Origin of the sequence: Micromonospora sp. NPDC049900 (assembly GCF_044461025.1) — a bacterium.
Classification (GTDB): domain Bacteria; phylum Actinomycetota; class Actinomycetes; order Mycobacteriales; family Micromonosporaceae; genus Micromonospora.
In genome coordinates, this window is sequence record NZ_JBITKM010000011.1 from 164,305 (window position 1) to 174,896 (window position 10,592).

General features: G+C 73.6%; 8 protein-coding genes and 1 riboswitch. Of the genes, 4 read left to right on the forward strand and 4 right to left on the reverse strand.

Annotated features, from left to right (window positions below):
- Positions 1-36 precede the first annotated feature (36 nt).
- Positions 37-804 (forward strand): uroporphyrinogen-III C-methyltransferase, encoded by a 768-nt coding sequence (gene cobA / locus ACIBMZ_RS22745; protein ID WP_396696936.1) that lies wholly within the window; start codon positions 37-39, stop codon positions 802-804.
- 43 nt (positions 805-847) lie between these two features.
- On the opposite strand, the gene cobN is transcribed toward cobA, so the two are convergent.
- On the reverse strand, positions 848-4,486 hold the full coding sequence (gene cobN / locus ACIBMZ_RS22750) for a cobaltochelatase subunit CobN (protein WP_396696876.1): 3,639 nt from the start codon (positions 4,484-4,486) through the stop codon (positions 848-850).
- Positions 4,487-4,552: 66 nt separating this feature from the next.
- A riboswitch (cobalamin riboswitch) is annotated at positions 4,553-4,631 on the reverse strand.
- Positions 4,632-4,697: 66 nt separating this feature from the next.
- Here cobN and ACIBMZ_RS22755 point away from each other — a divergent pair.
- Genes ACIBMZ_RS22755 through ACIBMZ_RS22765 form a run of 3 tightly spaced genes read left to right on the forward strand, consistent with a single transcriptional unit; the run spans position 4,698 to position 8,040 of the window.
- Positions 4,698-5,897 carry a precorrin-3B synthase gene (locus ACIBMZ_RS22755; RefSeq protein WP_396696878.1) on the forward strand — a complete coding sequence of 400 codons (1,200 nt, stop codon included), beginning with the start codon at positions 4,698-4,700 and terminating at the stop codon, positions 5,895-5,897.
- Positions 5,894-6,523, forward strand: a complete 630-nt coding sequence (locus tag ACIBMZ_RS22760; RefSeq protein WP_396696879.1) for a precorrin-8X methylmutase — start codon at positions 5,894-5,896, stop codon at positions 6,521-6,523. Before ACIBMZ_RS22755 ends, ACIBMZ_RS22760 begins: the two co-directional genes overlap by 4 nt.
- 2 nt (positions 6,524-6,525) lie before the next feature.
- On the forward strand, positions 6,526-8,040 hold the full coding sequence (locus tag ACIBMZ_RS22765) for a precorrin-2 C(20)-methyltransferase (RefSeq protein WP_396696881.1): 1,515 nt from the start codon (positions 6,526-6,528) through the stop codon (positions 8,038-8,040).
- On the opposite strand, the gene ACIBMZ_RS22770 is transcribed toward ACIBMZ_RS22765, so the two are convergent.
- The 3 genes from ACIBMZ_RS22770 to ACIBMZ_RS22780 all read right to left on the reverse strand — a co-directional run bounded on the left by ACIBMZ_RS22770 (position 8,028) and on the right by ACIBMZ_RS22780 (position 9,797).
- Positions 8,028-8,777 carry a cobalt-precorrin-6A reductase gene (locus tag ACIBMZ_RS22770; RefSeq protein WP_396696883.1) on the reverse strand — a complete coding sequence of 250 codons (750 nt, stop codon included), beginning with the start codon at positions 8,775-8,777 and terminating at the stop codon, positions 8,028-8,030. The genes ACIBMZ_RS22765 and ACIBMZ_RS22770 overlap by 13 nt on opposite strands.
- A gap of 189 nt (positions 8,778-8,966) precedes the next feature.
- Positions 8,967-9,452: an SRPBCC domain-containing protein gene (locus ACIBMZ_RS22775; RefSeq protein WP_396696885.1), complete on the reverse strand. Its 486-nt coding sequence runs from the start codon at positions 9,450-9,452 to the stop codon at positions 8,967-8,969.
- Between the two features lie 3 nt (positions 9,453-9,455).
- Positions 9,456-9,797, reverse strand: a complete 342-nt coding sequence (locus ACIBMZ_RS22780) for an ArsR/SmtB family transcription factor (RefSeq protein ID WP_396696887.1) — start codon at positions 9,795-9,797, stop codon at positions 9,456-9,458.
- Positions 9,798-10,592 lie beyond the last annotated feature (795 nt).

Consider the following 10,592-nt stretch of genomic DNA (forward strand, 5'->3'; position numbering starts at 1 on the left):
GGATCGGCCGGCCCCACCCCCACCGATCCGCCCGCCGTGGGTCGGGTCACCCTGGTCGGGGGTGGCCCCGGCGATCCGGGTCTGCTCACCCGCCGGGCGCTGGACCGTCTCGCCGAGGCCGACGTGGTGGTGGCCGACCGGCTCGTGCCGCACGCGGTGCTGCGCGACCTGCGGCCCGGCGTCCGGGTCGTCGACGTGTCGAAGGTGCCACGCGGCGCGTTCGTCCCCCAGGAGCAGATCAACCAGATCCTGGTCACCGAGGCCCAGGCCGGACACCGGGTGGTGCGGCTCAAGGGCGGCGACCCGTTCGTCTTCGGCCGGGGCATGGAGGAGGTGCTGGCCTGCCGGGCCGCCGGGGTGCCGGTGGAGGTGGTACCCGGGGTGTCCAGCGCGGTGGCCGTGCCCGAGCTGGCCGGTGTGCCGGTGACCCATCGCGGTCTGACCCAGGGCTTCACCGTCCTCGCCGCCCACCTGCCACCGGACGACCCGGGCAGCACCGTCGACTGGGCCGGGGTGGCCCGATCCGGCACCACGATCGTGCTGCTGATGGCGGTGCAGACGCTGCCCGAGGTGACCGCCGCGCTGCTGCGGCACGGCATGGACCCGGCCACGGCGGCGGTCAGCGTGGAGAACGGCGGCACCGATCGGCAACGCGTACTGCGGGGCCGGCTGGACGACATCGCCGACGTCGCCGCCGCCCGGCACCTGAGCGCGCCCGCCGTCACCGTGATCGGTGCGGTCGCCGCGTTCGCCGACGTCACCCCGCTCGCCGACGCCAGCGCCCGCCCCGGACACGACGTCTGAACCCGCCCCGGGGAACCGGCGTGTCTCCCCGGGGCGGCAGCACTCAGCCGGATTCCTCCAGGTCGCCCTCGACCTCCAGGTACGCCTGCCGTAGCGCGTCCATCAGCGCCGGGTCGGGCTTGGCCCAGAGCCCACGGTCGGCGGCCTCGGTGAGCCGCTCCACGATCCCGCGCAGCGCCCACGGGTTCGACCGGCGCAGGAACCGCTGGTTCTCCGGGTCCAGCACGTAGCTCTCCGCGAGCTGCTCGTACATCCAGTCGGTGACGACGCCGGCCGTGGCGTCGTACCCGAACAGGTAGTCCACGGTGGCGGTCATCTCGAACGCGCCCTTGTAGCCGTGCCGACGCATCGCCGCGATCCACCGGGGATTCACCACCCGGGCCCGGAACACCCGCGCGGTCTCCTCGGTCAACGACCGGGTACGGGTGGCGTCCGGGGTGGTGCTGTCCCCGATGTACGCCCGGGGCGCCTGCCCGGTCAACGCCCGCACCGTGGCGATCATCCCACCGTGGTACTGGAAGTAGTCGTCGGAGTCGGCGATGTCGTGCTCACGCGTGTCGGTGTTCTTCGCCGCCACCGCGATCCGCCGGTACGCCGACTCCATGTCCTCCCGCGCGGGCCGCCCGTCCAGGTCACGGCCGTACGCGAAGCCACCCCACACGGTGTAGACCTCGGCCAGGTCGGCGTCGTCGCGCCAGTTCCCGCTCTCGATCAGCGGCAGCAGCCCGGCCCCGTACGCGCCGGGCTTGGAGCCGAAGATGCGGGTGGTGGCGCGCCGGTCGTCGCCGTGCCGGGCGGCGTCGGCGCGGGCGTGCGCGGCGAGGTAGTTCTCCTCGTCCGGCTCGTCCAGCGCGGCGACGGCCCGGATCGCGTCGTCCAGCAGGAGCACCACGTGCGGGAAGGCGTCCCGGAAGAAGCCGCTGATCCGCAGCGTGACGTCGATGCGGGGACGCCCCAGGTCGGCCAGCGGGACGATCTCGACGCCGGTGACCCGCCGGGACGCCGGGTCCCAGACCGGTTGCGCGCCGATCAGCGCCAACACCTCGGCGATGTCGTCGCCGGAGGTCCGCATCGCCGAGGTGCCCCACGCCGACAGGCCGACCGAGCGCGGCCACTCGCCGGTGTCCCGGCGGTAGCGCTCCAGCAGGCTGGTGGCCATCGCCTGCCCGGTCTCCCAGGCCAACCGGCTGGGGATCGCCTTGGGGTCGACGGTGTAGAAGTTGCGGCCGGTCGGCAGTACGTTGACCAGTCCGCGCAGCGGCGAACCACTCGGCCCGGCGGGCACGTAGCCGCCGTCGAGGGCGTGCAGCACGGCGTCGAGTTCGCCGGTGGTGCCGGCCAGGCGCGGCGCGACCTCGCTGGCGGCGAACGTCAGCACCCGGCCGACCTCCGCGCCGTGCGGGTGGTCGTCGCCGAGCACCTCGGCGCGTACCCGGTCGACCGCCTCGACGGACCAGTCGTGCCGCTCCATCTGTTCGACCAGCCGGCGGGCCACCGCCTCGATCCGGTCCACCTCGGCGGTCTGCTCGGCGCCGCCCTCGTCGAGGCCGAGCGCGGCCCGCAGACCGGGCACGGCGTCGGCCTGCCCGCCGAAGACCTGACGGGCGCGCAGGATGGCCAGCATCAGGTTGACCCGCGCCTCGCCGGTCGGGGCGTGCCCGAGCACGTGCAGGCCGTCGCGGATCTGCGCGTCCTTGACCTCGCAGAGCCAGCCGTCGACGTGCAGCAGGAAGTCGTCGAACTCGGCGTCGTGCGGGCGCTGCTCCATCCCCAGGTCGTGGTCGAGCCGGGCGGCCTGGATGAGCGTCCAGATCTGCGCCCGTACGGCCGGCAGCTTGGCCGGGTCCATGGTGGCGATGTTGGCGTGCTCGTCGAGCAACTGCTCCAGCCGGGCGATGTCGCCGTAGCTCTCCGCGCGGGCCATCGGCGGCACCAGATGGTCCACGATGGTGGCGTGCGCCCGCCGCTTGGCCTGCGCACCCTCACCCGGGTCGTTGACCAGGAACGGATAGATGAGCGGCAGCTCGCCGAGGACCGCGTCCGGCCCGCAGCTCGCGGAGAGGCCGAGGTTCTTGCCGGGCAGCCACTCCAACGACCCGTGCTTGCCCAGGTGCACCACGGCGTGCGCGCCGAACTCCTCGTCCAGCCACCGGTAGGCGGCCAGGTAGTGGTGCGTCGGCGGCAGGTCCGGATCGTGGTAGATGGCGACCGGGTTCTCGCCGAACCCGCGGGGCGGCTGGATCATCAGCAGCACGTTCCCGGCCCGCAACCCGGCCAGGACGATCTCGCCGTCCGGGTCGGCGGACCGGTCGACGAACAGGTCACCGGGCGGCGGACCCCAGTGCTCGGTCATCGCCTCCCGCAGGTCGTCGGGGAGCGCGTCGAACCAGCGGCGGTAGGTGGCGGCCGGAACGCGGACCGGATTACCGGCCAGCTTCTCCTCGGTGAGCCACTCCGGGTCCTGGCCGCCGGCCGCGATCAGGGCGTGGATCAGGCGGTCCCCGTCGGCGTCCTGGCCGTCACCGCCGGGCAGCAGACCGGGCAGCGCGTCCGGGCCGTCGACCGGACCGACGTCGTAGCCCCGCCCGCGCAGCGTCCGCAGCAGATGTACGGCGCTGGCCGGAGTGTCCAGACCGACCGCGTTGCCGACCCGGGCGTGCTTCGTCGGGTACGCCGACAGCACCACCGCGATCCGTCGTTCGGCCGGGGGCACGTGGCGCAGCCGTGCGTGCCGGACCGCGATGCCGGCGACCCGGCGGGCACGCTCCGGGTCGGCGACGTAGTGCGGCAGCCCGTCGGCGTCGGTCTCCTTGAACGAGAACGGCACCGTGATCAGCCGACCGTCGAACTCCGGCACCGCCACCTGGGTGGCCGCGTCCAGCGGGCTGAGCCCGTCGTCACTCTCCGCCCAGGACGCCCGGTCCTGGGTCAGCGCCAGCGCCTGGAGGATCGGCACGTCCAACTCGGCGAGCGCGCCGACGTCCCACGCCTCGTCGGCACCCCCGGCGGACACCTCCGCCGGCCGGGTGCCCCCGGCCGCCAACACCGTGACCAGCAGCGCGTCCGCCCGGCCGAGCGTCTCCAACAGGCCGGGCTCGGGGGCGCGCAGGCTCGCGCAGAACACCGGCAGCGGTACGCCACCGGCCTGCTCGACGGCCGCGCAGAGCCCCTCCACGAAGGCGGTGTTGCCGCTGAGCTGGTGGGCCCGGTAGTAGAGGATGCCCACCGTCGGCCCGGTCACCGTCGGTGCCGGACGCGACATGACCCCCCAGTCGGGGTGCGCGAGCGGCGGCGCGAAACCGTGCCCGGTCAGCAGCACCGTGTCGCTGAGGAACGCGTGCAGCTCGCGGAGGTTGTCCGGACCGCCCTGCGCCAGATAGGCGTGTGCCTGTGCCGCGATGCCCTGGCTCACCGTGGAGCGGGCCATCAGGTCGGCGTCGGGGAGTTGTTCACCGCCGAGCGCGACCACCGGCACGTCGCCGCCGAGCAGCGTGTCCAGACCACGCTGCCACATCCGGTAACCGCCGAGGATGCGGACCACCACGAGGTCCACGCCGGCCGTCAGGTCGGCCAGCGCCTCCGGTTCCTCACCGACGCGGGCCGGGTTCGCCAGCCGGTATGCCGCACCGCTGGACCGGGCGCTGAGCAGGTCGGTGTCCGAGGTGGACAGTAGTAGGATCACGCCGTCACCGGGCATGGTTGACTCCTCCCCGGGTCCGCGCCCGTGGCCGTCGGTCGCGGTCGACCGGAGTGTCTGGCTCGCGGCCCGGCACGGGGCCGGGCCGGTGACAGTGGCGGGACCGCCCCGGACTCGCACCGGGTTCCTCCGCGCCGACCGCGTGATGCTGATCTCGGCGGGTTCCGTGCCGAGACTCCGACTCTACGATGAACGGGTGCCCGCTGTCTCCACCCCGTCCGGCCGCTCCGGCGCCGACCGGTGTCCCGGGGCGCTCCGAGCCCATCAGGCCGCCGACGGACTCCTGGTGCGCGTACGCCTTCCCGGCGGTCGGCTGAGCACGTCCCAACTGCGCCGGCTGGCCGCCACCGCCCGACGCGACGCCGACGGCACGCTGGAGCTGACCTCACGGGCGAACGTGCAGCTCCGCGGCATCGGCGACCAGGAGGCGGTGGACCGGATCGCCGCCGTCCTGGTCGAGTCGGGGCTGCTGCCCAGCGCCAGCCACGAGACGGTCCGCAACATCCTCGCCTCACCGCTGAGTGGCCTGGACCACGGCGGCCGACCCGACGTACGGCCGGTGGTGGCCCGGGTCGACGAGGCCCTCTGCGCCTGTCCCGAGCTGGCCGACCTCAGCGGCCGTTTCCTCGTCGCCGTCGACGACGGCCGGGGTGACGTCGCCGCCCTCGGCGCGGACCTGTGCTGGCTGGCCGACACCGGTGCGCTGCTGGTGGCGGGCCGCGACGTCGGGCTGCGGGCCGACACCAACCAGGTCGCCGCAACGATCGTCGCCGCCGCCCGGGCGTTCCTGCGGCTTCGTGCCGGACGGCGCGACGTGTGGCGGGTGGCCGACCTACCGGAGGCATCCGCCGCCATCGTCGCGGCGCTCGGCGAGCCGCACGCCGAGCCGACCGACCCGCCACAGAGCGACCCGCCTCCAGTCGGTCCGCATCCGGCCGGCATCGTGGTCGCCGCCGCACCACTGGGTCGGCTCACCGCCGCGCAGGCCGACACGCTCGCCGCACTGACCGACGAGCCGGTGGTGGTGACCCCGTGGCGGACCGTCGTCGTGGTCGCCGCACCCGAGACGGCGGTGCCGGCGCTGACCGGGGCCGGGCTGGTCGTCGACGCGGCCTCGCCCTGGGTCGGGGTGACCGCCTGCGCCGGCCGACCCGGTTGCGCCAGCGCGCTCGCCGACGTCCGCGCCGATGCCACCGCCGCCCTGACTGCCGCCGCACCGCCCGCCGCCGCCGCGCTTCCCCTGCACTGGGCCGGCTGCGACCGGTGCTGCGGGCGTCCCGCCGGTCCGGCGGCCCTGGCGGTGGCCACCGGCGCCGGTTACCGTGTCGCCGGCCCAGGAGGAGATCACCACGGCCCGCTGGCCGAGCGGGTGGCACAGGCACGGAGACCACGATGAGTTACGACTACGTCCGCGCGGGCGCCGAGATCTACCGCCGCTCGTTCGCCACCATCCGCGCCGAGGCCGACCTGTCCCGGTTCCCCGCCGACGTCGCCCGGGTGGTGGTGCGGATGATCCACGCCTGCGGCATGGTCGACCTGATCGACGACGTGGACGCGCACCCCGAAGTGCTTGCCGCCGGGTACGCGGCACTGGCCGCCGGTGCGCCGGTGCTCTGCGACGCGGCGATGGTGGCCGCCGGGATCACCCGCAGCCGACTGCCCGCCGACAACGAGGTGGTGTGCACGCTGCGTGATCCGGCGGTTCCGGAGTTGGCCCGGCAGTTGGACACCACCCGCAGCGCCGCCGCGATGGAGTTGTGGCGGGACCGGCTCGACGGTGCGGTGGTCGCCATCGGCAACGCCCCGACCTCGCTGTTCCGGCTGCTGGAACTCGTCGACGAGGGCGCGGGTCGGCCGGCGGCGGTGGTCGGCGTGCCGGTCGGGTTCATCGGTGCGGCCGAGTCCAAGCAGGCCCTGGCCGCACATCCGGCCGGGATCCCGTACCTGGTCGTGCACGGTCGTCGAGGTGGCAGCGCCGTCACCGCGGCGGCGGTGAACGGCATCGCGAGCGAGGTGGAGTGACCATGGTGGAGCCCGGCACGCTCTACGGCGTCGGGGTCGGACCCGGCGACCCGGAACTGTTGACGGTCAAGGCGGCCCGGCTGATCGCCGAGACCGACGTGGTCGCGTACTACTCGGCCCGGCACGGTCGCAGCATCGCCCGGTCCATCGTGGCCGGGCTGCTGCGGGAGGACCACGTTCACGAGGCGCTGGTCTACCCGGTCACCACCGAGGGCACCGACGACCCGGACGGCTACGAGGGGGTGATCCGCCGGTTCTACGACGACAGCGCCGAGCGGCTCGCCGTCCACCTCGCCGCCGGACGTGACGTGGTGGTGCTCTGCGCGGGCGACCCGATGTTCTACGGCTCCTACATGTACCTGCACGAACGGCTCGCGCACCGGTTCCCGGCCGAGGTGGTGCCGGGGGTGACCTCGGTCAGCGCCGCCTCCGCCGTGCTGGGTCGGCCGCTCGTCGAACGCGACGAGGTGCTGACCGTCCTGCCCGGCACGCTGCCCGCCGAGGAACTCGCCCGGCGGCTCGCCGACACCGACGCCGCCGCCGTGCTCAAGCTGGGTCGGACCTTCGACAACGTCCGTGCCGCCCTGGACGACGCGGGTCGGCTGCCCGAGACGTGGTACGTGGAACGGGCCACCTCGCGGCGCGGACGGCACGCCCCACTGGCCGACGTGTCCGCCGACGAGGTGCCGTACTTCTCGCTGGCGTTGCTGCCCAGCCCGACCAGTGCCGCCAGCCGGGACGACCTTCCGGCACCGGCACCGGCGTCGGCGGGGGAGGTGGTCGTGGTCGGGCTCGGCCCGGCCGGACCGCGCTGGCTCACCCCGGAGGTGGCGCGGGCGCTGCGCGAGGCCGAACACCTGGTGGGCTACGGCCCGTACGTGGACCGGGTGCCGGTGCGCCCCGGCCAGCAGCGGCACACCTCCGGCAACCAGGTGGAGACCGAACGGGCCGCGCACGCGTTGGAGTTGGCGCTCGGCGGGGCCCGGGTGGTGGTGGTGTCCTCCGGTGACCCCGGGGTGTTCGCGATGGCCAGCGCGGTCTACGAGGTGGCGACCGGGCAGGCCCGGTTCACCGGAGTGCCGGTGCGGGTGCTGCCGGGCCTGACCGCGGCGCAGGCGGCGGCGAGCCGGGTCGGTGCCCCGCTCGGGCACGACTTCGCGGTGTTGTCGCTGTCGGACCGGCTCAAGCCGTGGCCGGTCATCGAGGCGCGGCTGGCCGCAGCAGCCGCCGCCGACCTGGTGCTCGCGCTCTACAACCCGGCCTCGGCCAGCCGTCGCTGGCAGGTCGGCGCGGCCCGGGAGACGCTGCTGCGTCACCGTGACCCGAAGACGCCCGTGGTGCTGGCCCGGGACGTGGGCCGGGCGACCGAGTCGATCACCGTGGTCACGCTCGGCGATCTCGACCCGGAGACGGTGGACATGCGGTGCCTGCTCATCATCGGCTCGTCGACCACCCAGGTCAGCACCCGAGGGGACGAGTCGGTGGTGGTCTGGACGCCGCGCACCTATCCCGGCTGAAGCGGCAGCGCCGACACCCAGTCCACCGCCTCGTCCACCCTGGACACCGTCGTCGGGTGGACGGCGGGCACCGGCCGGTCGATCATCAGGACCGGTAGGCCGAGCTGTCGGGCCGCGTCGAGTTTCGCCTCGGTGAGCCGGCCGCCGCTGTCCTTGGTCACCACCACGTCGATGCGATGGGTACGGATCAGCTCCAGTTCACCGGCGAGCGTGTAGGGGCCCCGGCTGCGCAGCAGCCGAATGTGCTCCGGCAGCGGGTCGTCCGGCGCGTCCACCACCCGGGCCAGGATCCACAACCCGGTCGACGGGCGGAACGCCGCGAGGCTCTGCCGTCCGGTGGTGAGCAGGACCCGCCGCCCGAGCGCCGGCAGTTCCCGGACCGCGGCGGCCACGTCCGGTACGCGGTGCCAGCGGTCACCCGGACGGGCCGTCCAGCCCGGCCGCTCCAGCCGTAGGTGCGGTACGCCGACCCGGGCGGCAGCGGTGACGGCGGCAGTCCGGATTCGGGCCGCGTACGGGTGGGTGGCGTCGACCAGCACGTCGACGCGATGGGCGTCGAGCCAACCGGCCAGCCCGTCGGCACCGCCGAACCCGCCGACGCGTACCTCACCGACCGGCAGACGGGGATCGGCGACCCGCCCGGCCAGCGACGAGATCACCGACAGCGCCGGCCGGTCGACGAGCCGGGCGGCGAGATCGCGTGCCTCGGCGGTGCCACCGAGAATCAGTACCCGCACCCGCCACCCCTCGTGTTCGTTCTCCGGGGGAGTAGTGAACCACGCGGCCATCTGAAAGGAAGGGCACCCTGCTAACGCCTGCGGTATAGGAAGGGCCCCTTCCTAACATCGCGCCGGTCCCGGTGCGCGGCCCGGCGGGCGCGCAGGGCCCGGTACGCGCGCCGGTCCCGGCACCGGCTCCCGCAACTCTCAGGCCGCGACCAGGCCGTCGATCTGGTTGATCGCACCGGTGGCGCCCTCCACCATGCCCATGTCCAGCACCTGCTGGAGCGCCTCGGCGGACGGGTACGTGCTCACGTACGTCACCAGCGTCCCGCCGTCGTGCGCGGTGAAGGTGTAGACGTTCTTCGAGACCGGCATCGCCGGGTTGGGGGTCAGGTCGTCGTTGGCGAAGCCGTCATCGAAGGCGAAGCTCTGCCCCTCGTCGACGGCGGTGACCACCCAGTATCCGGCGTAGCGCTCGCCCTCCGGGCTGGTCATGTAGTACGTCACCCGACCGCCGGGTGTGAGGTCGTGGTCGACCACGGTGGCCGGGTAGGTCGGCGGCCCCCAGATCTTCTCCAACTGGCGTGGGTCGGCGTACACCTGCCAGATCCGCTCCACCGGTGCGGCGAAGTCAGCGGTGATGGTCAGGCTGAGGTTGTCGAGGTCCTGCTTGACGTCGGTGACGGGCACTGTTCAGTCCTCCTGGTCGATTTCGGATGCGATGAGTACGTCGATTCGGGCGATCCGGCCGCGCCAGATCTGTTCGAGCGCGGTGAGCATCGAGGTGACCGAGCGCACCGCCTGCACGTCGCCGCTGGCCAGTTGCTCGCGACCGCTGCGTCGCTTGGTCAGCAGGCCGGCCCTCTCCAGCACGGCGACGTGTTTCTGCACGGCCGCGAAGCTCATGTCGTAGTTGGCGGCGAGCGCGGAGACGGAGTGCTCCCCGGCCAGCACACGGCGCAGGATGTCCCGCCGGGTGCGATCGGCGAGCGCATGGAACAGGGCGTCCGCCCGGTCCTCACTCGTCTCCGTCACGACTTCAATATACAACCAATCAGTTGTACGTCGTCAAGGGGCACGCTCGATCGTCAACGCGTGTCGCGGCGCGGCACCTCGCGTCTTCCCGCTCGGCAGACGTCGACACGCACCCCATCACGGTCCGTCTGGCTCGGCGAGGTGTGCCGACTGTCGAGGCAGCCCACCATTGGTGCTCGGCGCCGTGATCGACCGCGGCGGGTGGCTCGCCGCCGTGATCGGCCGCCATGCGTGCTCGTGATCGGCCCGCGGTGCGTGCTCGCTGCCGTGATCGGCCGCCGGTCGCGCTCCGCCGAGCAAGAGCGCCGGGCGTGCAAGGAAGGGTCCCCTGCTAACGCTTGGTGGCGTTAGCAGGGGACCCTTCCTTGCATCTGGGCGCGCGGGACGTGCACAGATCGGCAGGTGGGTAGATTTGTTGTCGCTGTAGCGACAACAAATCTACCCACCTGCGAACGTGCCTGCCTGGATCTGCCCAGCGAGGCGTCGGGACGGGCGCTTTGTCCGTTTTGGTGGCGGTGGCCTCGGGTTTGGTGGCGGTGGCGGTGGCCTCGGGGCTGGCCCGATCGCCACAGCGGCCGGTCCGACGGAGCAACTCACACAGCGGACGGGCTGACGCGGCGAGGCATGGCGAAGCCGGCGGGAACACGTCTACCAGGCCGACCGGCTGTCTACTCATCCAGAAAAGCCCGGCTCGCGGTGCCCGGCTCGCGGTGCCCGGCTCGCGGTGCCCGGCTCGCGGTGCCCGGCTCGCGGTGCCCGGCTCGCGGTGCCCGGCTCGCGGTGCCCGGCTCGCGG

What these genes read in the sequence shown, in the direction of transcription:
- ACIBMZ_RS22760 (WP_396696879.1), top strand. Translation starts at nt 5,894, where the DNA reads ATGAGTTACGACTACGTCCGCGCGGGCGCCGAGATCTACCGCCGCTCG.
- ACIBMZ_RS22765 (WP_396696881.1), top strand. Translation starts at nt 6,526, where the DNA reads ATGGTGGAGCCCGGCACGCTCTACGGCGTCGGGGTCGGACCCGGCGAC.